The following is a 24267-nucleotide window of genomic DNA, read 5'->3' as shown; positions in this document are numbered from 1 at the left end:
TCATTGGTCCTGCCCAATGGCAACGCTATCACTCGATTTACGAGTCACGCAACCGGGATTTGGGGGAGCGGTTTTTAGTCGAGATTGGGCCGCAACCAGCGCTCCGCCTGCTCGATGCTCACACCGCGGCGTTTGGCATATTCTTCGAGCTGGTCGCGGCCGACGCGGGCCACGCCGAAATACTCGGCCTGCGGGTGCCCGAAGTAAAAGCCGCTCACCGCCGCGGTGGGCAGCATCGCGAAGCTCTCCGTCAGGCTGATGCCGGTGCGCTTGTGCGCGTCGAGCATCTCGAACAGGATCGGCTTCAGACTATGCTCAGGGCACGCGGGATAGCCCGGCGCCGGGCGAATGCCGCGATACTCTTCCTTGATCAGCGCCTCATTGGTGAGCTGCTCACCCTCGGAATAGCCCCACAAAGCCGTTCGGACATAATGGTGCAGCCGCTCGGCGAACGCCTCGGCCAGACGGTCGGCCAGCGCCTTGAGCAGGATGTCCGAATAGTCGTCGATCGCGTTCTTGAAGCGCGCGAGATGCGGCTCGATGCCGTGAATGCCGACCGCAAAGCCGCCGATCCAGTCACCCTGCCGGTCGATGAAATCGGCAAGACACATGTTGGCGCGGCCCTCGCGCTTCTGGATCTGCTGGCGCAGCATCGGGAGGGTGACGTGCGTCTCGTCCTCGATGTGAACGATGATGTCGTCGCCGTCACGGCGGCACGGCCACAGGCCGGCAACGCCACGCGCGGTCAGCCACTTTTCCTCGACGATACGGTCGAGCATGTTCTGCGCATCGGCGAACAGCGACGTCGCACTTTCGCCGACCACCTTGTCCGTCAGGATGGCGGGATAATTGCCCGCCAGTTCCCAAGCGCGGAAGAACGGCGTCCAGTCGATATACTGACGCAGGTCCTTGAGGTCCCAATCGGGGAAATTGTGCACGCCGGGCATGCGCGGCTTGCCCGGCTTCAAGCTCATGTCCGCATCGAACGCATTGTCGCGCGCGACCGCGATCGGCACCAGCTCGCTCTGGCCCTTGTTGGCGCGGGCGATCCGCACCGCCTCATATTCCCCGGCAACCTTCGCAACATAGTCGTCGCGGATGGTGTCGGAGACGAGCGTCGTCGCTACGCCCACCGCACGGCTCGCGTCGAGCACATGGACCACCGGGCCGTCATAGGCCGGCGCGATCCGCAGCGCGGTGTGCACCTTGCTCGTCGTCGCACCACCGATCAGCAGCGGCATCGTCATCCGTGCGCGCTTCATCTCCTCGGCGACCGTCACCATCTCGTCGAGCGAGGGGGTGATCAGGCCGGAGAGACCGATCATGTCGGCGTCATTCTCGTTCGCCGCCTCGAGGATCTTCGACCAGGGAACCATCACCCCCAGATCGACCACCTCAAAGCCGTTGCACTGCAGGACCACGCCGACGATGTTCTTGCCGATATCGTGGACGTCACCCTTCACGGTCGCCATCACGACCTTGCCCTTGCCTTTAGAGCCCGGCTCCTTCGAGGCCTCGATGAAGGGCAGCAGATGTGCGACTGCCTTCTTCATGACGCGCGCGGACTTCACCACCTGCGGCAGGAACATCTTGCCCGACCCGAACAGGTCGCCGACGACGTTCATCCCGTCCATCAGCGGGCCTTCGATCACTTCGATCGGGCGCGCAGCCTTTTGGCGGCACTCCTCGGTATCCTCGACCACATATTGGTCGATGCCCTTGACGAGCGCATGCTCGAGCCGCTTCTCGACCACCCAGCCGCGCCATTCCGCCGCCTGCTTCTCGGCCACCGCATCGGTGCCGCGGAACTTCTCGGCGAGCGCGACCAGCCGGTCCCCCGCTTCGGGATCTCGATTGAGGATGACATCCTCGCACGCGGTGCGCAGTTCGGGTTCGATCTGGTCATAGACGTCGAGCTGGCCGGCGTTGACGATCGCCATGTCCATGCCCGCAGGAATCGCGTGATAGAGGAACACCGAGTGCATCGCCTTGCGCACCGGCTCGTTGCCACGGAACGAGAAGGACAGGTTCGACAGGCCGCCCGAGATATGAACGTGCGGGCAGCGCGCCTTGATCTCGCGGCACGCCTCGATGAAGTCGACGCCGTAATTGTTATGCTCCTCGATCCCCGTCGCAACCGCGAACACATTGGGATCGAAGATGATATCTTCGGGCGGGAAGCCGATACCAACGAGCAGCTTGTAGGCGCGCTCGCAGATCTCGACCTTCCGCGCCTGCGTGTCCGCTTGCCCGACCTCATCGAACGCCATCACCACCACGGCGGCGCCATAGGCCATGCACTTGCGGGCATGCTCGAGGAACTGGTCGACGCCTTCCTTCATGCTGATCGAATTGACGATCGGCTTGCCCGAAACGCACTTCAGCCCCGCCTCGATCACGTCCCATTTCGAGCTGTCGACCATGACCGGGATGCGCGCAATGTCCGGCTCTGCCTGAATCAGCTTCAGGAAGGTCGTCATTGCTTCGTGCGCGTCGAGCAGGCCTTCGTCCATGTTGACGTCGAGCACCTGCGCGCCGCTCTCCACCTGCTGCAGCGCGACCTCGATCGCGGCAGTATAGTCGCCCGCCATGATCAGCTTCTTGAAGCGCGCCGATCCGGTGACGTTGGTGCGCTCGCCGATGTTGACGAAGGCGGTGGAGGAGTTGGTGGTGGTCATCTGGATATCAGCTCAATTCCGTTCGGGCTGAGCCTGTCGAAGCCCAGCCCTATCTTCTTCGAAGTAAAATTCGGCCCTTCGACAAGCTCAGGGCGAACGGCGGTTGGTCAGGCAGCCATCGTGAACGGCTCGAGTCCGGCGAGCCGCGTCCGCACTTCGGGCACCGGGATCGCACGCGGCGGCAATCCAGCAACCGCATCGGCGATCGCCTTGATATGCGCCGGGGTCGAGCCGCAGCAGCCGCCCAGCACATTGACCTGTGCCTGCTCGGCCCATTCACCAACCAGCCCCGCGGTCGTCGCCGGCGCCTCATCATAGGCGCCGAGTTCGTTGGGCAGGCCCGCATTGGGATAGACCATGATCAGCGTGTCGCAGAGTGCCGACAGTGTCTTCACATGCGGCCGCAACTGCTCGGCACCGAACGAGCAGTTCAGTCCGATCGTGATCGGCCGCGCATGCCGCACCGCGTGCCAGAAAGCCTCCACCGTATGGCCCGACAGGTTGCGGCCCGACAGGTCGGTCAGGGTCATCGACATCATGATCGGCAGATCGCGGCCCAGCGCCTCGCCCGCTTCGATCGCAGCCTTGATTCCGGCCTTGGCGTTGAGCGTGTCGAACACCGTCTCGATCAGAATGAAGTCCGCCCCGCCTTCGACCAGGGCGTCGATCTGGTCGCGATACACGTCCTTGAGATAGTCGAAGTCGATCTCGCGATAGCCGGGATCGTTGACATCCGGCGACAACGACAGCGTCTTGTTGGTCGGCCCGATCGCCCCCGCCACGAAGCGCGGACGTCCGTCGCGCGCTTCATACTCATCGGCGCAGCGCCGCGCGATCTGGGCAGAGGCGATGTTGATCTCCCTGACCAGATGCTCGGCGCCATAATCGGCCTGACTGATCAGGTTTGCCGAGAAGGTGTTGGTCGAAACGATATCCGATCCCGCCTCCAGATACTCGCGGGTGATCGTCTCCGGCACCTCGGGCTTGGTGATCGCCAGAATGTCGTTGTTGCCCTTCTGGTCGTGGCCGAGCCCCAGCGTGCCGGCATAATCCGCTTCGGCCAGCTTCCAGTTCTGGATCTCGGTCCCGAACGCGCCGTCAGTCATCAGAATGCGCTTGGCGGCTTCCGCCATCAGCCTTTCGCGCGCGGTCATGCCGCCTTCTCCCCACTCAGGTCCTGCGGGCGCACGCCCAGCAGATGGCAGATCGCGTAGCTGAGTTCCGCACGGTTGAGCGTATAGAAGTGGAACTGTCGCACCCCACCTGCATAGAGTTTGCGGCAAAGTTCAGCCGCCAGCGTTGCGGACACCAGCTGCCGCGCCGCCGGATGATCGTCCAGCCCGTCGAACAGCCGCGCCATCCATCCCGGCACCGCAGTACCGCACATCGCCGACATTTTCTGCACAGCGGCAAAGCTCATCACCGGCATGATGCCCGGTACGATCTCAGCGTCGATCCCCGCCGCCGCGACCTGATCGCGAAAGCGCAGGAACGTCTCGGGCTCAAAGAAGAACTGCGTGATCGCGCGGTTGGCGCCGGCATCGATCTTGCGCTTGAGGTTATCGAGATCGTGCGCAGCGTCGGGCGAGTCCGGGTGGCACTCCGGATACGCCGCGACCGAAATCTCGAACGGATGCAGCTTGCGCAGGCCCGCGACGAGCGCAGCGGCATTCTCATACCCACCGACCGGCGACACGAACTTCGAGCCCGCCGTCGGCGGATCGCCACGCAGTGCGACGATGTGGCGGACGCCTGCTGCCCAATATTCCTCAGCAACCGCGTCGATCTCCTCGCGCGTCGCCTCGACACAGGTCAAATGCGCAGCAGCGGCGATCGGCGTTTCGCGTGCGATGCGGGCGACGGTGTTGTGCGTGCGCTCGCGCGTTGAACCGCCGGCGCCATAGGTGACGCTGACGAAGCGCGGCCCCAGTGGCGAGAGCGTCTGGATCGACTCCCACAACGTCTCTTCCATCTTCTCCGTCTTCGGGGGGAAGAATTCGAAACTGACGTCGATATCGCCAGCCACGTCCGCAAACAGCGGCGCGCCGGGGTCCAGAACCAAACTCATGCTGCCTTCACTTTCCCAAGAGGCTGGCCCATCTTGCGTGCCAGCCACAATTTCACCGTCAATTCGCCGCCCTCGAGCGTCTCAGTCTTCACCGGCGCCAGATCCGCGGCCTCGAACCAGCCGAGCATCTGCTCGTCGGAGAAGCCGAGGCGCACATGTCCCTCGCGCTGGCGCAGTTCCTCGCGATCATGCGGCGCGAAGTCTGCGATCAGCAGCCGCCCGCCGTCACCTAATACGCGCGCCGCCTCACGGATCGCCGCGCCGGGTTGCTGCGCGAAGTGCAGAACATGGTGCAGGATCGCCGCATCCGCCTCATCATCCGCCATCGGCAGCGCGTAGAGGTCCGCCTGCCGAAGTTCGGCGTTGGCGAGCCCCTGTCCCGACAGTTTGGTGCGCGCCAGCCGCAGCATCTCCGAACTGCGGTCGATGCCCAAAGCGCTAGTCGCCCGCGGCGCGAACAGCTCGAGCATCCGCCCGGTGCCGGTACCGATATCGATCAGCCGATCGATCGGCGCATCGCCGAGCGCCGTGGCCATCGCCGCTTCGACCTGTTCTTCGGCGACATGGAGCGAGCGGATCGCATCCCATTCACCGGCGTGCATTTCGAACCATTCCTCGGCCGCCGCGGCACGATCGGCACGCACTGCCGCCAACCGCGCGCTGTCCGCCACCGCCCAGTGATCGGCATCGTCCGCCGACCAGGCGTCGAGCGCGGCCAGAACCGGCGTAACGTGGCGATCATCGCCCAGAGCGACGAACACCCAGCTTCCCTCCTTGCGCCGCTCGGCGAGGCCTGCGTCGCACAGGATTTTCACATGCCGCGAGACGCGTGGCTGACTCTGTCCGAGCACCTGCGCCAGCTCGCCCACGCTCAGCTCCATTGAACGTAGCAGCGACAGGATGCGCAGCCGCGTTGAGTCCGCGAGCGCGCGGAAGATTTCGAGAGCGATCTTCATGGGGTTATAGATATAAAGATATCTTTATATCAGGTCAATGACGAGAAGGTGCCGATGCGGGATCGACGACCGCCCGTAACCCGTTAAGCCCTACTATGTGAACGCATATATCGCATTTTGCAGATTTTAGAGGGGAAGCATTTCATGCCCGCGCGAAAGAATGAAGTGCCGCCACCCGCCAAAGCGAAGCCGCGCAAGTCACTCACCAAGCGCAAGCCGGACGACCCGGCGCCCGTGCCGAACGTGCGGGACAATCAGGTACAGGGACGAGACGGCGGCTAACGCCACTCAGGCCGCGCGGGCTTCCTCGATGATCGGGACCAGCGCCATCAGGAACTGGTGCGCGCTCGCCTCCCAGGTGAAGCTGCGGCCATAGTCGGCGCAGACCACACGGTCCTTCATCAGCGCCCCGGCGATCGCGACGTCGAGATCCTCGTCCATCGCCCCGGTCTCGGGCGTCAGAATATCGACCGGTCCGGTCACCGGATAGGCGGCGACCGGCGTGCCGCACGCCAGCGCTTCGATCATCACCAGCCCGAACGTGTCGGTCTTGCTCGGAAAGACGAAGACGTCCGCGGCGGCATAGGCACTCGCCAGCTCTGCCCCGAACATCGGGCCAAGGAAGCGCGCCTGCGGATATTTGGCCGCCAGCGCCGCGCGCGCCGGGCCTTCGCCGATAACGACCTTGGTGCCTGGATGCTTCGAGGCAAGGAATGCCTCAAGGTTCTTCTCGATCGCAACGCGCCCGACATAGAGCTGCACCGGCCCCTCCAGCGCGGCCATCACCGGATGCGGTTCAAGCCCCGGCCGGAAACTGGCAAGGTCTACGCCCCGCCCCCAATGCCGAACCTGCGTCAGGCCATGATCGACCAGCGCCCGCCGGATCGACGGCGTGGACGCGAGGATCGACTGCGCCGGCGCGTGGAACCAGCGGATATAGCGCCACACCCATTCCGCCGGCACGCCCGAACGCGCCTCGACATAGTCGGGGAACTGCGTGTGATAGGCGGTGGTGAAGGGGAAATCGTGACGCAGGCACCAGCGCCGCGCCGCGACACACACTGGCCCCTCGGTGGCGAGATGCACCGCGTGCGGGGAGAAATCGTCGAGCAGATCGCCGATCGTCCGGCTGCGCACCATCGCGAGCCGGATCTCGGGATAGGTCGGGCACGGCACCGAGTAGAAGAGGTCGGGCGAGATCACGAGCACCTTGTGCCCCTGCCCCTCGAGCACCTTGCGCACCGACTGAAGCGTACGGACGACACCGTTCACCTGGGGCTCCCAGGCGTCGGTCACGATCGCGATCCGCATCTCTTCCTCGATCAAGCTGCCGCCAGCGCCTCGACCCGTTGCGGGTCGAGAGGCTCGCGTGTTGCGATCTCGTCGGCCCAATGGAGAATTTCCATCCGGCCATCGTAGTGCTCGACCAGCGCGGTGCAACCCTCCACCCAATCGCCGTCGTTATAATAGTCGATTCCGTCGATATTGCGCATCTCGGCGGTATGGATATGCCCGGCGATCACGCCATCGACGCCTCGCGCACCTGCCTCCTTGGCAACGATTTCCTCAAAACCGCAGATGAATTCGACCGCGTTCTTGACCTTCTGCTTGGCGTGCTTGCTCAGCGACCAATAGGGCAGCCCACGCCAGCGCCGGTATTTGTTGCACCAGCGGTTGAGCGCCATCACCGCGGTGTAGGCGGCATCCCCAAGATGGGCGAGCCAGCGGTGCGACATGGTAATCGCGTCAAACTCATCGCCGTGCAGCACGAGCAGGCGCCGGCCATCGGCGGTCTGGTGGATCGCCTGGCGCTTGATTTCGACCCCGCCGAAATTCAGCCCGGTGAACTGGCGGAAAATCTCGTCGTGATTGCCCGGGACATAGATCACCCGGCTGCCGCGCTTGGCACGCTTGAGGATGCGCCAGACGATGTCGTTGTGCGCCGCCGGCCAGTAGAATTTCTTCTTGAGCTGCCAGATGTCGATGATGTCGCCGACCAGATAGATTGTGTCGCTGTCGACATGATCGAGGAAGTCGATCAGCATCTCTGCATTGCAGCCGCGCGTGCCGAGATGGATGTCCGAAATCCAGATCGTGCGATACTGCTGGCGCCCGCCGATCACCCGTTCGGGGATCGCCGGGTTGGCGGCCGTGAAATCCGCGAGATCGGCGACGTGTCCGTCGAACGGAAGCCGAGTGATCGTGGCCATATGCGCCCCGCAACAAGTCCTTGTCCGGGGCGCTAATGGCTGTCGAATGTTACAGTGGCGTGCGTTCCAGCGTCATCGCGCTGTCACGCGGTGATGGGAATATAGCCTTTCAGCTGCTCGATCCGTGCGATCCATGCCCGCACCGCCGGCCAGGGCGACAGTTCGAACCCGCCCTGCTCAGCGACATGGGTATAGGCGTAAAGGCAGATGTCGGCGACGCTCGGCCGGTCGCCCACCAACCAGTCGCGGCTCGCCAGATGCTCATCCATCAGCTTGAGCGCGGCGTCGCCGCCGTCGCGCTTGCCCGGCAGCAGAGCGCGCTGGAGGTCGGAGAGATTCTCCTCACCGACCCAGCCCATCCAGAAACGCACGGTCGCGATATTGGGTTCGTGGTTATACTGTTCCCAGAACATCCAGCGCAGCATGTCCGCGCGATCGAACGGATCGGCGGGGATCAGGTCCGTACCGTCGGCGACATAGAAGGCCGCAGCGTTGCTTTCGGGCAGGAAGCGATCCCCGTCCTGCAGCACCGGGATACGCCCGTTCGCATTGACGTTCGTCAGGAACGCTTCGGTCCGCGTCTCACCCTTGAGGATGTCGTACTCGCGACGTTCGAGCGCCCTGCCCGCCAGCGCCGCGGCGAGCCGGATCTTGTAGCAATTCCCCGACGCGGCATATTCATGCAGGGTCAGCGTCATCGGCTTTCTCCGTCCTGGGTGTCGCGATGATCGGCGCCTCGGCAACAGCGGCCCGGGCAAGGCCGTCGAGCGATCCGCCGTCGAACCCCAGTTCCTTCATCAGCCCGTCGAGCATCGGCGCCTGCGCACGATAGCGCAGCGCCGCCGCGACCGCGGCATCGGCAAGGTTGCCGTCGCCCGAGCCGGCCCCCGCGGCGCCCGGTGCGCCGCCCCCGCTCGTCGTCAGCCCGTCGACCTGGACGATCTTGATGCTGTCGATCGCTTCCATCGGCTTGGCCGCCTCGCGGATCACCTCGGGCAGCACCTTGAGCAAGGCGAGCTTGGTCTGGAGCGAGATCTGGCCCGAGGACAGCAGGTTCGCCGCCTCGTTCACCGCGCGCTGGCCCGCAGCTTCAACCTCGAACCGGACCCGGTCCGCCTCGGCACGCAGCTTGGCCGCTTCGGCCTCGCCTTCGGCGGTCTGGCGCATAGCCTCGGCGCGGTCGGCGGCAGCCTGTTTCTCGGCTTCGGCCTGTACCTTGATCCCGATCGCGGCCCGCTCGGCTTCGCGCGCTGCGTCGATCAGCTCGATGCGCTTGGTACGCTCCGCGATCTCGGTCTCACGCGAGGTGACGACCTGCTCCTCGGCGGCGACCGCCTTGGCGCGCGCTTCGTCGGCCTCTGCCTTGGCCTGACTTTCCTCACGGCTCTTGTTCTGCACCGCGATCTGCTGTTCCTGGCGCGCAAGCTCGAGCGCCTGGGTCTGCGCGATCTTCGCTTCCTGCACCGCGCGATCGGCTTCGATCTGCTGGCTGTCGACCAGCTTCTTCGCCTCGATCTTGGCCTGATCGGCCTCCTGCTGACGCAGCGATTGCTCACGCGCGACTTCGGCGCCCTGCACCGCGCGGCGCATCTCAACCTCGCGCTCCTGCTCCAGCCGGGCGAATTCGGTGTCGCGGCTGATCAGGAACGACGCGCGCTGCGCCTCCAGATTCTTGGTCTCGATCTGGACGCGGGTGTCCTGCTCGATGTCGTTGCGCGCTTTTTTGCGCAGCTCGATCTGCTCGGTGAGCTTGGTCAGGCCCTCGGCGTCGAAGGCGTTGTTGGCGTTGAAATGCTCGATCGAGGTCTGGTCGAGCCCGGTCAGCGACACGCTCTCCAGCTCGAGCCCGTTCATCGCAAGGTCGACCGACGACACCTGCTGCACCTTCTGCACGAACTCGGCGCGCTGCTCGTGCAGTTGCGCCATCGTCATCCCCGCAGCGACCGAGCGCAAGGCGTCGACGAACTTGCCCTCGACCAGCTCCTTGAGCGCTTCGGGATTCATCGTGCGCAGGCCCAGCGTCTGTGCGGCGATCGCGATCGACTGCGCATCGGGCTTCACGCGCACGTAGAACTCAGCCTTCACGTCGATGCGCAGCCGGTCGAGCGTGATCAGCGCGTCCGCATTCTTGCGCTCGACCGCGAGCCGCACGGTATTCATGTTGACCGGCATCGTCTCATGGAACACCGGCAGCACCAGCGCGCCGCCGTTGATTACGACCTTCTCGCCGCCGAAGCCGGTGCGGACGAAGCCGATCTCCTTCGACGCGCGCTTGTACAGCCGCGCGATCACCAGCCCGATCACCAGCAGCGTCAGCAGCCCGCCGCCCGCATAGATCACATAAGGGAGGATCGATCCGCCCGTCGTCACCACGTCTTGCATACCCTAGTCCCCCAATCGCGGCAGATGATGATCGCCGCGTGCGATTGCCCGGAAGATGTCGTCCTCGCGCCGCACCAGCAGCACGCGCTCACCTTCCTCGAAAATCTGGCCGGGATTGTCCGGCTCGATCATCACGTAATGCGTCTGGCCATGCCAGTCCTCGACGCGGCCGCGCGCGGGTGAACCCTGCGCGGCACGGCCGGTGACGATATCGGCGCTCTCGCCGACCAGCCCGTCAACATTGATCGCGGTCGTGTGATCCTGCGGCAGCACCGGCGCCAACACGCGCGCAGCAAACCCCGCAGCCGGCAGCGCGATCCCGCCGGCGACCGGAATAGCGATCCACCACGGCAGCAGCGTTCCGGCGAAATCATGCGCGATCTGTTGGCCGATCAGCCCGATCAGCCCGAATGCAGCGAGCAGCAACACCAGCATCACCAGCAGCGGCACGCGGCCCAGCCCCATCCAGTCGAGCCAGTCAGGCGCGTCGAAATCGGCATCGGTGCCCAGCCCGACCGCCTGCACGGCCCCAAGCAGGAGCATGAGAATCAGCGCGGAAACGAAAACGATATTTTCCGCAGCCAGAAGAAACGCGATCACCTCACCCCCCGATTCGCCGGATAGTCTAGGTGCTCGTCATCGGGGGTTCCAGCGAATCCGGCCCCCCCGGATCCGGACCATCGTCGAAGAGGCAATCCCGACGCGCGATCGGGCGGTTCCCGATCCCGGCGGCTCGCCGATCAGGCGTTCACCAGCACGATCTTCCCCATATGCGCGCCGCTTTCCATATGGCGGTGCGCATCAGCAGCCTCAGCGAGCGGGAAGGTCCGGTCGATCACCGGCTTCAGCCTCCCCGCTTCGACGTGCGGCCACACGTTGCGCGACAGTTCGTCCGCGACCAGCCCCTTGAACGCCACGTCGCGCGCGCGCAGCGTCGATCCGGTCAGCGTCAGGCGGCGGCGCATGATCTCGAACACCGGAACGGTCGCCTGCATCCCGCCCTGTGCCGCGATCGAGACGTGGCGCGCATCATCGGCCATGCACTTGATGTTGCGTGCGACATAATCGCCCCCGACCATGTCGAGCACCACATTCACGCCGCGCCCCTCGGTCAGGTCCCTGACGCGCGCGACGAAGTCCTCGGTCTTGTAGTTGATCGCATGATCGGCGCCGTGCGCCAGACAGGCGGCGACCTTGTCGTCACTGCCCGCGGTCACGATCACCTTGACGCCGAACAGCTTGCACAACGAAATCGCCATCGTACCGATCCCGCTGGTGCCACCGTGCACCAGCACCGTCTCGCCCTCGGTCGCGTAGCCGCGCTCGAAGAGATTGGTCCACACGGTGAAGAGCGTCTCCGGCATCGCGGCCGCCTCGACCAGCGTCAGCGCATCCGGCACCGTCAGGCACTGGACGGCGGGCGCGACGGCATAGTCGGCATAGCCGCCGCCCGCGATCAGCGCGCAGACACGCTGGTGCATCAGTTCGGGCGGAACCCCCGCGCCGAGCGCGACGACTTCGCCCGCAACCTCAAGCCCCGGAATGCTCGTCACCCCCGGCGGCGGCGGATAGGCGCCCAGCCGCTGGACGACGTCGGGGCGATTGACCCCCGCCGCAGCGACGCGGATCAGCACCTCGCCCGCGCCCGGCTGCGGCACCGGGCGCTGGACCGGGGTCAGCACCTCAGGGCCGCCCGGCACCTCCGGATCGATGGCCGTCATAAGCTGTGGCACGCGCGTCATGCTGTTCCCCCTTGGCACCTTGAATCGGGTGCGGAAGCCACGACGTCAAGGCTTCAACCGCCTAATCTATCACCAGTTTATGCTGCCAGGGCCGCTTGACTTTGGCCAAATGGCATCCGACGCTGCAGTGCAATGGACGAGGCCGATCTTCCCCGTCGCAAGGACGACCCCGCCGCGCAGCTCGCCCGGCAAGACCTCGACCCGTTCTCGGTCGAGGAACTGGCCGAGCGCATCCAGCTGCTCGAAGTGGAAATCGCGCGTTGCCGGCAAAAGATGGAACGCGCCGTTAACCATCGCGCAAGCGCTGACGCTCTATTCAAGCGATGAGCGCAGGACCGGAGATCGGGCGTCACGCCATGAACTCCGGTGCGAGGCTCGCAGTGGTTGATGCAGCAGAGCTTGATGGGATGGGTCGCACTTCCAACATTGGAAAAGACGGGCCGCATAGTCTGATGGCCCGACTGGAGTTGTATCCGAATGCCTAGTTTCGCCTCCGCCCTGGAATCGACCCTTCACCGTGCGCTCGAAGCCGCAAGCTCGCGCCGCCACGAATATGCGACGCTCGAGCATCTGCTGCTGGCGCTGGTCGACGACGAGCATGCCTCGAAGGTGATGAGCGCATGCGGCGTCGATCTCGACGAGATCAAGACCACGGTCGCGCACTATCTCGACACCGAGCTTCAGGCGCTTCGCGTCGATCAGGCGACCGACCCCTCGCCCACCAGCGGGTTCCAGCGCGTCGTCCAGCGCGCGATCCTCCACGTCCAGTCCTCGGGCCGCGACGAGGTGACCGGCGCCAATGTGCTGGTCGCGCTGTTCAGCGAGCGGGAGAGCTACGCGGTCTATTTCCTGCAGCAGCAGGACATGAGCCGCCTCGATGCCGTGAGCTTCATCAGCCACGGTGTCGGCAAGGGTTCGACGCCCGCCGACACCTCGCCGCCCAAGGGCGCGATCGAGGAAGAGAAGCCGGCCAAGAACGAAGGCGGCAAGAAGGGCGAGAGCGCGCTCAAGCAGTTCACCGTCGACCTCAACGAGAAGGCCAAGGCCGGCAAGGTCGATCCGCTGATCGGCCGCGGGCCCGAAGTCGACCGCACCATCCAGATCCTGTGCCGCCGCTCGAAGAACAACCCGCTCTATGTGGGTGACCCGGGCGTCGGCAAGACCGCCATCGCCGAGGGCCTGGCGCGGAAGATCGTCGAAGGCGACGTGCCCGACGTGCTCAAGGAAGCCGTGATCTACTCGCTCGACATGGGCGCGCTGCTCGCCGGCACCCGCTATCGCGGCGATTTCGAGGAGCGGCTGAAACAGGTCGTGTCGGAGCTGGAGAAGCTGCCGCACGCGGTGCTGTTCATCGACGAGATCCACACGGTAATCGGCGCGGGCGCCACCAGCGGCGGCGCGATGGACGCCTCCAACCTCCTCAAGCCGGCCCTTTCCGGCGGCTCGATCCGCTGCATCGGCTCGACCACCTACAAGGAATTCCGCAACCATTTCGAGAAGGACCGTGCACTGCTGCGCCGGTTCCAGAAGATCGACGTCAACGAGCCGACGATCGAGGATACGATCAAGATCCTCGCCGGGCTGCGCACCGCGTTCGAGGACCATCACAAGGTCAAATACACACCCGACGCGATCAAGTCGGCGGTCGAGCTGTCGAGCCGCTACATCAATGACCGCAAACTGCCCGACAAGGCGATCGACGTGATCGACGAAGTCGGCGCGATGCAGATGCTGGTGCCGCCGTCCAAGCGCAAGAAGACGATCACTCCAAAAGAGATCGAGGCGGTGATCGCGACGATGGCGCGCATCCCGCCGAAATCGGTCTCGACCGACGACACCAAGACGCTCGCCAATCTCCAGACCGACCTCAAACGCGTCGTGTTCGGGCAGGACAAGGCGATCGAGGTGCTGTCCAGCGCGATCAAGCTCAGCCGCGCCGGCCTGCGCGACCCTGAGAAGCCGATCGGCAATTATCTGTTCACCGGCCCGACCGGTGTCGGCAAGACCGAAGTGACCAAGCAGCTCGCCGAATTGCTGGGCATCCCGCTCCAGCGCTTCGACATGTCCGAATATATGGAGCGCCACTCGGTCAGCCGCCTGATCGGCGCGCCTCCGGGCTATGTCGGTTACGATCAGGGCGGCCTGCTCACCGATGCGATCGACCAGCAGCCGCATTGCGTGCTGCTGCTCGACGAGGTCGAGAAGGCGCATCCGGATCTGTTCAACATCCTGTTGCAGGTGATGGACAACGGCAAGCTGACCGATCACCACGGCAAGACCGTCGATTTCCGCAACGTCATTCTGGTGATGACGACCAATGCCGGCGCGTCCGACATGGCGCGCGAGAGCATCGGTTTCGGCGAGTTGAGCCGCGAGGACGTTCAGGAAGACGCGGTGAAGAAGCTCTTCACCCCCGAATTCCGCAACCGCCTCGATGCGATCGTGCCGTTCGACTATCTCCCGCCCAAGGTGGTCGAACGCGTGGTGGAGAAGTTCATCCTCCAGCTCGAGCTGCAGCTCGCCGACCGTGGCGTGCATATCGGCCTCGATGATGCGGCGAAGGCATGGCTCACCGAACGCGGCTACGACAAGCTCTATGGCGCGCGCCCGATGGGCCGCCTCATTCAGGAGAAGATCAAGCAGCCGCTGGCCGAAGAACTGCTGTTCGGCAAGCTCGTCCATGGCGGCGAGGTCGAGGTAAAGCTGAAGGACGGCGCGCTGACCTTCGCGATCACCCCGGCAGCGCCCAAACGGCCCAAAAAAGGCGGCGGCAAGAAGGCCGTCACCGCCAAGGCCAAGTAACCCAAAAGGGGCGGGATCACTCCCGCCCCTTCTTGCTTGCGGCCCGCATTCAAGCCGCGACTGCGTTGCCCGCAAGCCCCCGTGCCGCGCTCAATGCAGCCGAGATTGCTGCCTCACGGGCCTCCTCACCCAGCGCCAGTCCCTCGGCGACGACGAACTCGGGGACGATCCCGATTAGGCCCAGCGCCGATTTAAGGTAGGTCTCGCCATGTTCGTGCAGCGCACCGGGCGCGCCTTCGCCATAGAATCCGCCGCGGGCCAGCGCGACGATCACCCGCTTACCGTTGGCCAGCCCCTGCGCTCCGTCAGGTCCATAGCTGAAGGTCTGTCCGGCGATCAGGACGCGGTCGAGCCACGCCTTGAGCTGGCTCGGGATGCTGAGATTGTAGAAGCCGGCGCCGATCACGACGATGTCCGCCGCGAGGAAGGCCTGCAATTCGGCATTCGCCGCAGGGTCGGCCAGCACATCAAGCGTCAGGTGCGGAAGCGGTTGCGCGACCAGATCGCGATAGACGGTCGCGAGGCCGGGATTCTCCGAGCGCAGCCGTTCGACGACGGCGGCGCTAACCGCACGGCTGGCCGAGCCTTCGCCCTGGATGCTGGAGTCGAGATGAAGCAGGTTCATGGTCAGGTCCTCAGTCTGGATTTGTGACCAGGACCAACTATGTACCTACCCTATCACCGCCAAGAACGCATATTTTTGAGGCCAGGTCACACGCTTATGACCCCGAATTCCCTGATTCTCCATTCGCCCGGTGGCCGCGAATGCCAGACGATTTCCAGCATCCTCGCCCGCGTCGGCGACAAATGGACGGTGCTGGTCGTGATGACGCTGTACCAGCGACCACACCGGTTCAACGAGCTCAAGCGCGCGGTCGAGGGTATCTCGCAGCAGATGCTGACGCGCACGGTCAAGGCGCTGGAACGCGACGGGCTGGTTTCGCGCACCGTCCATCCGACCGTGCCGCCACAGGTCGAATACCGGCTCACCGATCTTGGCCACTCGCTGTCCGAGCCGGTGATGCAGCTTGGCACCTGGGCGGCAGGAAACCAGTCCGCCATCTACGCCAATCGCGACCGTTACGACCGCCACGTCGATGGTTGAGGTGGTATCCGAAGCGAAAGAATCGGTCCTAACGCACCGTTATCTTTACCAGTTGTTCTCCTACCGGGCCTAGATTTCACACATGGTTCGTGGCTTTGCCGCCCTCCTTGGAACGCTGTTCGCGGCGCTGATGCTGCTCGCGGCCCCCGCGCGCGCCCAAATCGCGAATCTCGGCGCTGGTCAGGTCGGCCAGCCGCTCAGCGTGTGCGTGCTGCGCGCGCAACCGGGCGACGACCCCGCCCGGTTGATTCGTCAGCCGCAGCGATTCGATTGCAAGACCAGTCAGACCGCCTTCGGCCCCGGCGACTATTGGGTGATCTCGAACACGATCAACCGGAGCTCGTCCTTCGACGATCCGCTCGTCGCGCGGCTCGGCAGCGTCTGGCAACAGCGGCTCGCGCTCCATGTCCTCTATGCCGACGGCCAGACCCGGACGATGGCGGACGACAATCGCGGGATCACAAGGCGCATTCAGCTCGGGGCGATCGTCGAATATCCCATTCCCCATGTTCATTCGCCGGTTCAGCGGCTGATGTGGCATGTCGAGGGCGCAGGAAATCTGCGCGGAATCGTCATTGGCCCGCGGATTGCGACCCGGGCGGGGAGCGACCGCGCCAACCTGATTATGGGGGCGATCTACAGCGGCTTTGGCGGCCTCGCCCTCGCGCTGCTGATCTACAATCTCGCGCTTTGGGCCTCGCTCCGGTACCGGTTTCAGCTCGCTTACTGCCTGATGGTCGCAGCGCTGATGGCCTATGCCTTCACCTCATCGGGCGCGATGGCATGGGTGGTGCCGGACATCGCCAACAACGACCGGCTTCGCCTCAACTACCTCCTTCTCACCCTGGCCTGTTCCTCGGCACTTCTGTTCGCGCGCGCCTTTTTCGAGGAGCATGTGTTCGGCCCGCGGTTGCGGCTGCTGATCCGGACCACGGTCGCGGTGCTAATCGGCACCGGGATCTTCTTCGTGATGTTCGCGCCGCTTGGCGTCCAGTTCGTCGATCGCGTCTATTCCTGGGTATTTTTCGGTGTGCTGATCTGTGTGTCGGCAACGCTGTGGAGCGCATGGCGTGGACGCTCCAACTTCCTCTGGCTGTTCGCGCTCGCATGGGCGCTGCCAATCTTTGCCGCCAGCCTGCGCGTCCTCGCCAATCTCGGGCTGATCCGCTGGAACTTCTGGCTCGATAACTCGACGATCCTGTCGATGGCGGCGGAGGCGCTGATCTCCTCAGTCGCAATCGCCTATCGTATCCGCCTGCTCACCCACGAGCGCGACGCCGCGGTCGCCGCCGAAACCGTCGCACGCCGCCTTGCCGACACCGATCCGCTCACCGGCCTGCTCAACCGCCGCGCGTTCCTGGCGCAGGCAATCGGCCGGCCGGGGGCGCAAACGCTGCTCGTCCTCGATCTCGACCATTTCAAGCAGGTCAACGATACGCTCGGCCATGACGGCGGGGACGAAGTGCTGCGCGTCGTCGCGCGCACGCTGCGGACGATCGCGCCCACCGGCGCGCTGATCGCGCGCTTCGGCGGCGAAGAGTTCGCGATTATCACCGAAATGGCGGAGCCGCTCGACGCCAACACCATCCTCAACCGTCTGCGCGCGACGCGGATGCCGTTCGACCTGCGGGTGACCGCCAGCATCGGTACCGCCACCGGTTCGCTTGCCACCGAGTCCGAGTGGAAGTCGCTCTACCGCGCCGCCGACACCGCCCTGTTCGCCGCCAAATCCGCCGGGCGCGACCGCGTTCGTACCGCGACCAAAGCCGCCTGATTCGCCGGCAATTCAGTTGCCGTTCAGCCGACGCGTGCGTAATGACCCGCGGCATTGGGAGGCCGCGTAAGATGGACAGGTTCAGCAAGCGCAGGGTCGCACTCGCCAGCGGCGGGGCCGCATTGCTGGCGCTCACCGCGATGCCCGGTCATTCGGCCAATATCCAGATTCTCACGCACGACGTCACCGACACCGCGCCCCGGAAATTCCAGGCGGCAATCAACTTCGGCATCATGGCCGTTTCGGTACTCTATACCTGGACCGCGAAGCGCGGGGGCCGCTGATTTCCGCGGCGTTGACACGCCCCGCGACTTGCTTACATTCGTGTAAATGAGCGATCCCGAGCAGGTCTGGCGCAGCGCCTATCGTCACCCCGGCCCCTGGGACCAGCACCTCCCGCCATTGTCGATGGCCGCGGCTTTCGATGACTCCGCCCGGCGGATGGGCAACGCGCCTTTGCTCGACTTCATGGGGCGGCATTACAGCTATGCCGAGACGCTCGACGGTGCCAACCGCGTCGCCTGTGGTCTCAAGGCGCTAGGCTATGGCCCGGGCGACCGCATCGGCCTGTTCCTGCCCAATGTGCCCCATTACGTCGCGGCCTATTACGGCATCCTCAAATTGGGCGCGACGGTCGTCAACTTCTCACCGCTCTATTCGGTCGAGGAGCTGGAGGCCCAGGTCGAGGATTCGGGCACCCGCCTGCTCTTCACGATCAGCGCCACCGCCCTCCTCCCCACCGCATTGAAGGTACTGGAGGCAAGCAGCCTCGAGCGGCTCGTGGTCGGCTCGGTCGCGGGTGCGCTGCCGCCGGCCAAGTCGCTGCTCTACCGCTGGTTCAAGGCCAAGGAAGTCGCGGAGAAGCCTGTCGATCCGCGCATCATCGCCTTCTCGAAGCTCATTGCCAATGATGGCGCGTGCGAGACCGCGGCGATCGATCCCGAAACGCACCTCGCGCTGATCCAATATACTGGCGGCACCACCGGCGTGCCCAAGGGTGCCATGCTCACCCACCAGAACCTCAGCGCCAATGCGCGGCAGGTGGCGAGGCTCGACCCCGAGCTGGGCACGACCAAGGACAAGGTGCTGGGCGTGCTGCCCTTCTTCCATGTTTTCGCCAATACCTGCGTGCTCAACCGCACCGTCATCACCGGGGGCGAGATCGTGATGCTCCCGCGCTTCGACGCGGCGCAGGCGCTCGCCGCGATCACGCGCACCCGACCCCTCGCGCTCCCCGGCGTGCCGACGATGTTCCAGGCGCTGCTCGACCATCCCAACTCTGCCACGACCGACTGGTCGAGCCTCAACTACTGCATCTCGGGCGGCGCGCCGCTTCCCGCCGAACTCAAGACCCGGTTCGAGGCGGCGACCGGCGCCAAGCTGATCGAGGGCTATGGCCTGTCCGAAAGCTCAGGCGTGGTCTCCGCCAACCCCTATGTCGCCGAAGGCAAGTCGGGCACGATCGGCCAACCGATCATCGCGACGCGCGTGCGGCTGGTCGACAAGGAAGACCCGTCAAAGCCAGCGCCTGAGGGCGAGCCGGGCGAGATCGTCCTTGCCGGGCCGCAGATGATGCAGGGCTATTGGGAGCGGCCGGAGACCGACGACAGCACCTTCACCGTCGATGCCGCTGGCCAGCGCTGGCTGCGCACCGGCGATGTCGGCCAGATCGACGCGGACGGCTTCATCAAGATCGTCGATCGCCTCAAGGACATGATCGCGGTCGCCGGGTTCAAGGTCTTCCCCAAGCATATCGAGGATGTGCTCTACCGCCATCCTGCGGTGAAGGAGGCACTGGTCGTCGGCATGCCCGATTCCTATCGCGGCGAGACCCCGCGCGCCTATGTCGCGCTCAACGACGACGCCGAAGCGGTGACGGGCAACGTACTGCGCGACTGGCTCAACCCCCAGCTCGGCAAGCACGAACGCGTCGACGCCGTGGTGATCCGCGACAAGCTGCCCAAGACGATGATCGGAAAGCTCAGCCGCAAGGACCTGCTGATCGAGATCGCGGCGGAGGCCAGCGTCTAGGCGACGCCACAAATTGCGCTCCCGATATTTGTCGGCTGTCGGGCACCGCCAGCAGATTGCCGAATGGCCGAAGCGGGGCGGTTTCCGGAAATCATTGGCCGGCGACAAACCGCCTCGAAGTTGACGAAGTTACGCGGAACGCGATTCATTCTGTCAACTTTGCCACCCTTGTATCGTGCGGTTCAGTCGGGCGGTTCTGCCGCACGGATCGACTGAATCAAAGAGCGGCCGCCACGCGACCCGCCGATGCAAGCAAACCAATTCCAACATTGCAAGCGCGGCAGCTATTGGGTGGGAAGCCGACGTCAAAAATGAGCAAGACTAGCGAGCGTGGCCCAGACCATCGCCACCACGGCCAGGAGCGATCCCGACAACGCCAACAAGCCCCATGTCATCCTGGCATGCCGGGAATGGCGTAGGTCCGCTGTGATGTGCTGGCCGCAGTAAATCAGATTGCAGAACAGCAATGCCAGCGTCAGCAGGATGAATCCCAGCATTTGCACAGCGCATTCATCGTTCAGGTAACGAATGTCTGCAAGGGGTCGTATCCGGCATGTCGGCTTCAAGGCGATGTCACCAGAAATCGAATGTCAAAGGCGCGACCGACCGGCCTCGTCCAACCTATTCCGCCAGCATCACCGCTTTCAGGTTCATGAATTCGTGCAGCCCCCATGGCCCCAGCTCGCGGCCATGGCCGGACAGCTTGACCCCGCCGAACGGCGCCTCCGGGGTTGAGGCGAGCAGTTGGTTCACCGCGGTCATCCCGCTTTCGATGTCGCGGACGAAGCGGTCGATTTCTGCCTGATCGCTGGTCCACACGCTCGATCCAAGGCCAAAGGGCACGTCGTTGGCCAGCGCGATCGCCGCGTCGATATCGTCCGCGCGGAACACCATCGCGACCGGTCCGAAAATCTCCTCCTGCGCGAAATCCGCATCGGGATCGACTTGGGTGAGCACGCCCGCACCCATCCACGCCCCATCACGGTCGATCTTCTCGCCGCCCGTCAGGGTCGCGCCGTCCGCTGTCGCGCGCACGAGTTGCTCGAGCACGGTATCGCGCTGCTCGACGCTGGAGAGCGGTCCCATTTCGATCCCGTCTGCCATCGGATCGCCGATCTTCACCGCCAGCATCGCGGCGGTGAACCTGTCGAGGAACGCATCATAGACATCCGCGTGGACGATCATCCGCTTGGCGCAGATGCAGCTCTGGCCCGCATTCTGCACCCGCGCCTTCACCGCCGTCTTCACCGCCACGTCGAGATCGGCCGAAGGCATGACGATGAACGGGTCCGATCCGCCCAGTTCGAGCACCACCTTCTTGAGCGCCCGGCCCGCGGCTTCCGCGACCTTGGCGCCCGCGCCCTCGCTGCCGGTCAGTGTCACCGCGACCACGCGCTTGTCAGTGATGATCCGCGACACCTTGTCCGAGGTGATCGGCAGATTCCGGAACACCCCGTCGGGCGCGCCTGCAGCGCTCACCATCTGCTGAATCAGCGCCGCGCAGCCCTGAGTCAGCGACGCATGTTTGAGCAGCCCGACATTGCCCGCGAGGATCGTCGGCGCGAGCCAGCGCACCACCTGCCAATAGGGAAAGTTCCACGGCATCACCGCGAGGATCGGCCCGAGTGGCAGCCAATGCCCGACCGCACGCCCGCTCGCCGTCTTCGTCTCGACCGGCGCCAGATACTCCGCCCCCTTCGCGGCATAGTGCCGGAATCCCGCGATACACTTCTCGACCTCGGCGATCGCTGAGGCGAGCGTCTTGCCCATCTCCAGCGTCGCGGTCTCCGCCAGATGCTGCTTGTTCGCCTCGAACTGGTCGGCGATTGCCGTCAGCAGCGCTGTCCGCTGAGCGATTTCGCTCACCCGCCACGACCGGAACGTCGCTTGCGCCCGCACCAGCGCCGCTTCGATTCCGTCATCGTCCAGCGCCTCGAAACGCGCGCCCTCCTCGCCGGTCGCCGGGTTGATGCTGATGAACATGACGGTCTCCTTCGCGGGCAATGTAGCGACGGCACAGCAATCGCGGGAGGTTGAATTGGTTCCGCCCCCAGCGCATAGCGACAGCATGACTGAGGGGACCGACATCGCCGCGCTTTCGTTCGAGGAAGCGCTGAAAGAACTCGAACGAATCGTCTCGCGCCTCGAAAGCGGCGACGCGCTGCTCGACGAGGCGATTGCCCTCTACGAACGCGGCGACGCGCTGCGCCAGCAGTGCGCCGCCCGGCTCGACGCGGCGCAGGCCCGGATCGAAGCGATCCGCGCCGACGCCGATGGCCGCGTCACCGGCACCACACCCTTCGCGGCCGGATGACCCGAACGGTGGCCCACGCCAGCCTCGCGCTCGAATCGGCGATGCGTGACGTGGCGGATGAGATCGACCGTCAGTTCGATCTGCTGCTGCCGGTTCCGACCGATTCCCGCGCGCAGCTCTACGCCGCGATGCGCCACGCCGCGATCGGCGGCGGCAAACGGCTCCGCCCGCTGCTCACCGTCGCCAGCGCCAGCCTGTTCGCGGTCAGCCCCGCCTGCGCCGCACGCGCCGCTACCGCGGTCGAGTGCATCCATGTCTATTCGCTGATCCATGACGATCTGCCCGCGATGGACAATGACGACCTGCGCCGCGGCAAGCCGACGGTTCATCGTGCCTATGATGAGGCGACTGCGATCCTCGCCGGCGATTGCCTCCACGCGCTCGCGTTCGAGGTGCTGGCCGATCCCGCGACGCATGCCGACCCGTTCGTGCGCGCCGAGCTGATCGCGGAGCTCGCCCGCGCCGCCGGCCCCGCGGGTATGGCGGGCGGACAGATGATGGATCTGGTAGCGGAGCAGTCGAGCTTCGACCTCGCCACCGTCACCCGCTGCCAGGCGCTCAAGACCGGCGCACTGATCGCATGGTCGGTCGAGGCTGGCGCGATTCTGGGCCGCGTCCCGCCGGAAGGACGCACCGGGCTTCGCGGCTATGCACGCGACATCGGGCTTGCCTTCCAGATTGCCGACGACCTGCTCGATGTCGAAGGGGACGAGGAAGCCGCGGGCAAGAAACTGCGCAAGGACGCCGATGCGGGCAAGGAAACCTTCCTCTCGCTGCTCGGCCCCGATCGCGCGCGGGAACAGGCGCGGTTGCTCGTCGATCAGGCGATCGAGCACCTCCACGCCTTTGGCACAGAGGCCGACCTGCTTCGCGACATCGCCCGCTACGTGCTCGAGCGCGACCGCTGAATTCCTCAGGGAGCCCATGACATGACCATCCGCACCGGCGTGTATCCCGGCACCTTCGACCCAATCACCCTTGGCCATATGGACATCATCCGCCGCGGCGCGAAGCTGGTCGACCGGCTCGTCATCGGCGTTACCACCAATCCGTCGAAGAACCCGATGTTCACGGTCGAGGAGCGGATGGCGATGGTGAACCGCGAGGTCGCGGGGATCAGCGGCGAAATCCATGTCGTCAGCTTCGATTCGCTGCTGATGGACTTTGCCGAGCGCGAAGGCGCCAACGTCATCGTTCGCGGCCTGCGTGCAGTCGCCGACTTCGAATACGAATATCAGATGGCCGGGATGAACCAGCAGCTGAACAGCCGGATCGAGACCGTCTTCCTGATGGCCGACGTCTCGCTGCAGCCGATCGCCAGCCGGCTGGTCAAGGAGATCGCGATGTTCGGCGGCGAGATCGGCAAGTTCGTGCCGCCGATCGTGCGCGACGAGGTTGCGGCGCGGGTCGAAGTGATCGGCCGAAAGGGTTCATAGCGCCCTATTTCCGCCACCCGGCGCAATCATTTTGCCGCCGCGCGCGAATTGTTCTAAGCCGCTGCAACTTCCTGTCCCGTGAGGATATCGATGCGTTTTGTTGCCCTGATGCTTGCCTTTGTGGCGTCACTCTTTGCCCTGCCGGCGAGCGCGCAATATGTGCCCGGTCCCGAGGGGCGGGCGCCTGCGCCCGCCACGACCGACAAGGAGAATCTGTGGATTCTCGACTTGTCGACTGGCGGTCGCGTGACCGTCTGGCTGCGCCCCGACGTCGCGCCCAAGATGGTTGAGCGGGTCAAGGAACTCACCCGCAAGAAATTCTATGATGGCCTTCCGTTCCACCGGGTGATCGAAGGCTTCATGGCGCAGGGTGGCGATCCCAAAGGTGACGGCACCGGCGGCTCGGAACAGCCTGATCTCACCAAGGAGTTTAACTACCTCCCGCACGTCCGCGGCGCCGTCTCGGCCGCACGCGCGGAGAGCGAGGACAGCGCCAACAGCCAGTTCTTCATCATGTTCGTGCCGCGGCTCGGCCTCGACCAGAAATATACGGTGTTCGGCCGCGTGCTCGACGGGATGCAGTATGTCGACGCGATCCCGCGTGGCGAGCCGCCTGCGAACCCGGCGAAGATCATCCACGCCTATATCGCCGCCGACAATCCTCCGGCCTATATCCCGCCGCCCCCGCCCGCCCCGGTCGAGCAACCCGCAGCGCTCCCGCCCGGCCCCGGCAAGAAGTGAAGCGCCGCCCGGTATGGCCGGGCGTTGA

The 24267-nt window shown here is 64.9% G+C and carries 23 protein-coding genes; 10 read left to right on the top strand and 13 right to left on the bottom strand.

All coding sequences use genetic code 11. From position 1 onward, the window contains the following. Nucleotides 1–74: 74 nt before the first annotated feature. The 10 genes from metH to AC07NK_RS10910 form a co-directional block, all read right to left on the bottom strand. Nucleotides 75–2678, bottom strand: a complete 2604-nt coding sequence (gene metH / locus AC07NK_RS10955; protein ID WP_495170624.1) for a methionine synthase — start codon at nt 2676–2678, stop codon at nt 75–77. A 107-nt stretch (nt 2679–2785) separates the two neighbouring features. Continuing rightward, entirely contained in the window at nt 2786–3832 is a 1047-nt protein-coding gene (locus AC07NK_RS10950) for a homocysteine S-methyltransferase family protein (protein ID WP_495170623.1), read from the bottom strand. Next, complete coding sequence (metF, locus tag AC07NK_RS10945; RefSeq protein ID WP_495170622.1) at nt 3829–4746, bottom strand: methylenetetrahydrofolate reductase; 918 nt, start codon at nt 4744–4746, stop codon at nt 3829–3831. The genes AC07NK_RS10950 and metF overlap by 4 nt, the downstream gene beginning before the upstream one ends. Continuing rightward, nucleotides 4743–5702 carry an ArsR/SmtB family transcription factor gene (locus AC07NK_RS10940; protein WP_495170621.1) on the bottom strand — a complete coding sequence of 320 codons (960 nt, stop codon included), beginning with the start codon at nt 5700–5702 and terminating at the stop codon, nt 4743–4745. Before AC07NK_RS10940 ends, metF begins: the two co-directional genes overlap by 4 nt. Nucleotides 5703–5990: 288 nt before the next feature. Next, entirely contained in the window at nt 5991–7013 is a 1023-nt protein-coding gene (locus AC07NK_RS10935) for a glycosyltransferase family 4 protein (RefSeq protein ID WP_495171005.1), read from the bottom strand. Between the two features lie 11 nt (nt 7014–7024). Beyond that, a complete protein-coding gene (locus AC07NK_RS10930) occupies nt 7025–7912 on the bottom strand; it encodes a UDP-2,3-diacylglucosamine diphosphatase (protein ID WP_495170620.1) in 888 nt (295 codons plus the stop codon). Between the two features lie 83 nt (nt 7913–7995). Next, complete coding sequence (locus AC07NK_RS10925) at nt 7996–8610, bottom strand: glutathione S-transferase family protein (protein WP_495170619.1); 615 nt, start codon at nt 8608–8610, stop codon at nt 7996–7998. Then, nucleotides 8591–10294, bottom strand: a complete 1704-nt coding sequence (locus tag AC07NK_RS10920) for a flotillin family protein (protein WP_495170618.1) — start codon at nt 10292–10294, stop codon at nt 8591–8593. Before AC07NK_RS10920 ends, AC07NK_RS10925 begins: the two co-directional genes overlap by 20 nt. 3 nt (nt 10295–10297) lie before the next feature. Next, nucleotides 10298–10894, bottom strand: coding sequence for an OB-fold-containig protein (locus tag AC07NK_RS10915; RefSeq protein ID WP_495170617.1), 597 nt, complete (start codon nt 10892–10894; stop codon nt 10298–10300). A gap of 140 nt (nt 10895–11034) precedes the next feature. Next, nucleotides 11035–12036 (bottom strand): NAD(P)H-quinone oxidoreductase, encoded by a 1002-nt coding sequence (locus AC07NK_RS10910; protein WP_495170616.1) that lies wholly within the window; start codon nt 12034–12036, stop codon nt 11035–11037. Between the two features lie 132 nt (nt 12037–12168). Between AC07NK_RS10910 and AC07NK_RS10905 the strand changes: the two genes are divergently transcribed. Continuing rightward, complete coding sequence (locus AC07NK_RS10905) at nt 12169–12363, top strand: DUF1192 domain-containing protein (protein ID WP_495170615.1); 195 nt, start codon at nt 12169–12171, stop codon at nt 12361–12363. Between the two features lie 150 nt (nt 12364–12513). Further along, complete coding sequence (gene clpA, locus AC07NK_RS10900) at nt 12514–14838, top strand: ATP-dependent Clp protease ATP-binding subunit ClpA (RefSeq protein ID WP_495170614.1); 2325 nt, start codon at nt 12514–12516, stop codon at nt 14836–14838. A 49-nt stretch (nt 14839–14887) separates the two neighbouring features. On the opposite strand, the gene AC07NK_RS10895 is transcribed toward clpA, so the two are convergent. Continuing rightward, the gene (locus tag AC07NK_RS10895; protein ID WP_495170613.1) at nt 14888–15463 is read right to left on the bottom strand and encodes an FMN-dependent NADH-azoreductase; all 576 of its coding nucleotides are present in this window, start codon (nt 15461–15463) and stop codon (nt 14888–14890) included. A 96-nt stretch (nt 15464–15559) separates the two neighbouring features. Here AC07NK_RS10895 and AC07NK_RS10890 point away from each other — a divergent pair, with 96 nt between their 5' ends. The 4 genes from AC07NK_RS10890 to AC07NK_RS10875 all read left to right on the top strand — a co-directional run bounded on the left by AC07NK_RS10890 (nt 15560) and on the right by AC07NK_RS10875 (nt 19748). Continuing rightward, nucleotides 15560–15943, top strand: coding sequence for a winged helix-turn-helix transcriptional regulator (locus AC07NK_RS10890; protein ID WP_495170612.1), 384 nt, complete (start codon nt 15560–15562; stop codon nt 15941–15943). Nucleotides 15944–16025: 82 nt separating this feature from the next. Continuing rightward, the gene (locus tag AC07NK_RS10885; protein WP_495170611.1) at nt 16026–17717 is read left to right on the top strand and encodes a sensor domain-containing diguanylate cyclase; all 1692 of its coding nucleotides are present in this window, start codon (nt 16026–16028) and stop codon (nt 17715–17717) included. A 71-nt stretch (nt 17718–17788) separates the two neighbouring features. Beyond that, the gene (locus AC07NK_RS10880; protein WP_495170610.1) at nt 17789–18001 is read left to right on the top strand and encodes a hypothetical protein; all 213 of its coding nucleotides are present in this window, start codon (nt 17789–17791) and stop codon (nt 17999–18001) included. A gap of 46 nt (nt 18002–18047) precedes the next feature. Further along, nucleotides 18048–19748 carry a long-chain-fatty-acid--CoA ligase gene (locus tag AC07NK_RS10875; protein WP_495170609.1) on the top strand — a complete coding sequence of 567 codons (1701 nt, stop codon included), beginning with the start codon at nt 18048–18050 and terminating at the stop codon, nt 19746–19748. Nucleotides 19749–20053: 305 nt separating this feature from the next. On the opposite strand, the gene AC07NK_RS10870 is transcribed toward AC07NK_RS10875, so the two are convergent. Both AC07NK_RS10870 and AC07NK_RS10865 read right to left on the bottom strand, forming a co-directional pair. Continuing rightward, nucleotides 20054–20245, bottom strand: coding sequence for a hypothetical protein (locus AC07NK_RS10870; protein ID WP_495170608.1), 192 nt, complete (start codon nt 20243–20245; stop codon nt 20054–20056). 124 nt (nt 20246–20369) lie between these two features. After that, complete coding sequence (locus tag AC07NK_RS10865; RefSeq protein WP_495170607.1) at nt 20370–21731, bottom strand: NAD-dependent succinate-semialdehyde dehydrogenase; 1362 nt, start codon at nt 21729–21731, stop codon at nt 20370–20372. Nucleotides 21732–21816: 85 nt separating this feature from the next. Here AC07NK_RS10865 and AC07NK_RS10860 point away from each other — a divergent pair, with 85 nt between their 5' ends. The 4 genes from AC07NK_RS10860 (at nt 21817) to AC07NK_RS10845 (ending at nt 24239) form a co-directional block, all read left to right on the top strand. Beyond that, nucleotides 21817–22062 carry an exodeoxyribonuclease VII small subunit gene (locus AC07NK_RS10860; protein WP_495170606.1) on the top strand — a complete coding sequence of 82 codons (246 nt, stop codon included), beginning with the start codon at nt 21817–21819 and terminating at the stop codon, nt 22060–22062. Continuing rightward, nucleotides 22059–22970, top strand: a complete 912-nt coding sequence (locus tag AC07NK_RS10855; protein WP_495170605.1) for a polyprenyl synthetase family protein — start codon at nt 22059–22061, stop codon at nt 22968–22970. The genes AC07NK_RS10860 and AC07NK_RS10855 overlap by 4 nt, the downstream gene beginning before the upstream one ends. Before the next feature lie 21 nt (nt 22971–22991). Continuing rightward, entirely contained in the window at nt 22992–23498 is a 507-nt protein-coding gene (coaD, locus tag AC07NK_RS10850) for a pantetheine-phosphate adenylyltransferase (protein ID WP_495170604.1), read from the top strand. A 90-nt stretch (nt 23499–23588) separates the two neighbouring features. Beyond that, nucleotides 23589–24239, top strand: a complete 651-nt coding sequence (locus AC07NK_RS10845) for a peptidylprolyl isomerase (protein ID WP_495170603.1) — start codon at nt 23589–23591, stop codon at nt 24237–24239. Nucleotides 24240–24267 lie beyond the last annotated feature (28 nt).

This window comes from Sphingomonas sp. GW821-FHT09B04 (genome assembly GCF_059418285.1).
Note: the sequence above shows the minus strand (reverse complement) of the source record. Positions and strands in the feature narration are given on the sequence as shown.

What these genes read in the sequence shown, in the direction of transcription:
- AC07NK_RS10885 (WP_495170611.1), top strand. Translation starts at nt 16,026, where the DNA reads ATGGTTCGTGGCTTTGCCGCCCTCCTTGGAACGCTGTTCGCGGCGCTG.
- AC07NK_RS10905 (WP_495170615.1), top strand. Translation starts at nt 12,169, where the DNA reads ATGGACGAGGCCGATCTTCCCCGTCGCAAGGACGACCCCGCCGCGCAG.
- AC07NK_RS10920 (WP_495170618.1), bottom strand. Translation starts at nt 10,294, where the DNA reads ATGCAAGACGTGGTGACGACGGGCGGATCGATCCTCCCTTATGTGATC.
- AC07NK_RS10925 (WP_495170619.1), bottom strand. Translation starts at nt 8,610, where the DNA reads ATGACGCTGACCCTGCATGAATATGCCGCGTCGGGGAATTGCTACAAG.
- AC07NK_RS10940 (WP_495170621.1), bottom strand. Translation starts at nt 5,702, where the DNA reads ATGAAGATCGCTCTCGAAATCTTCCGCGCGCTCGCGGACTCAACGCGG.
- AC07NK_RS10935 (WP_495171005.1), bottom strand. Translation starts at nt 7,013, where the DNA reads ATGCGGATCGCGATCGTGACCGACGCCTGGGAGCCCCAGGTGAACGGT.
- AC07NK_RS10890 (WP_495170612.1), top strand. Translation starts at nt 15,560, where the DNA reads ATGACCCCGAATTCCCTGATTCTCCATTCGCCCGGTGGCCGCGAATGC.
- AC07NK_RS10860 (WP_495170606.1), top strand. Translation starts at nt 21,817, where the DNA reads ATGACTGAGGGGACCGACATCGCCGCGCTTTCGTTCGAGGAAGCGCTG.
- AC07NK_RS10865 (WP_495170607.1), bottom strand. Translation starts at nt 21,731, where the DNA reads ATGTTCATCAGCATCAACCCGGCGACCGGCGAGGAGGGCGCGCGTTTC.
- AC07NK_RS10880 (WP_495170610.1), top strand. Translation starts at nt 17,789, where the DNA reads ATGGACAGGTTCAGCAAGCGCAGGGTCGCACTCGCCAGCGGCGGGGCC.
- metF (WP_495170622.1), bottom strand. Translation starts at nt 4,746, where the DNA reads ATGAGTTTGGTTCTGGACCCCGGCGCGCCGCTGTTTGCGGACGTGGCT.
- AC07NK_RS10895 (WP_495170613.1), bottom strand. Translation starts at nt 15,463, where the DNA reads ATGAACCTGCTTCATCTCGACTCCAGCATCCAGGGCGAAGGCTCGGCC.
- AC07NK_RS10855 (WP_495170605.1), top strand. Translation starts at nt 22,059, where the DNA reads ATGACCCGAACGGTGGCCCACGCCAGCCTCGCGCTCGAATCGGCGATG.
- AC07NK_RS10870 (WP_495170608.1), bottom strand. Translation starts at nt 20,245, where the DNA reads ATGCTGGGATTCATCCTGCTGACGCTGGCATTGCTGTTCTGCAATCTG.
- clpA (WP_495170614.1), top strand. Translation starts at nt 12,514, where the DNA reads ATGCCTAGTTTCGCCTCCGCCCTGGAATCGACCCTTCACCGTGCGCTC.
- AC07NK_RS10845 (WP_495170603.1), top strand. Translation starts at nt 23,589, where the DNA reads ATGCGTTTTGTTGCCCTGATGCTTGCCTTTGTGGCGTCACTCTTTGCC.
- coaD (WP_495170604.1), top strand. Translation starts at nt 22,992, where the DNA reads ATGACCATCCGCACCGGCGTGTATCCCGGCACCTTCGACCCAATCACC.
- AC07NK_RS10875 (WP_495170609.1), top strand. Translation starts at nt 18,048, where the DNA reads ATGAGCGATCCCGAGCAGGTCTGGCGCAGCGCCTATCGTCACCCCGGC.
- metH (WP_495170624.1), bottom strand. Translation starts at nt 2,678, where the DNA reads ATGACCACCACCAACTCCTCCACCGCCTTCGTCAACATCGGCGAGCGC.
- AC07NK_RS10910 (WP_495170616.1), bottom strand. Translation starts at nt 12,036, where the DNA reads ATGACGCGCGTGCCACAGCTTATGACGGCCATCGATCCGGAGGTGCCG.
- AC07NK_RS10950 (WP_495170623.1), bottom strand. Translation starts at nt 3,832, where the DNA reads ATGACCGCGCGCGAAAGGCTGATGGCGGAAGCCGCCAAGCGCATTCTG.
- AC07NK_RS10930 (WP_495170620.1), bottom strand. Translation starts at nt 7,912, where the DNA reads ATGGCCACGATCACTCGGCTTCCGTTCGACGGACACGTCGCCGATCTC.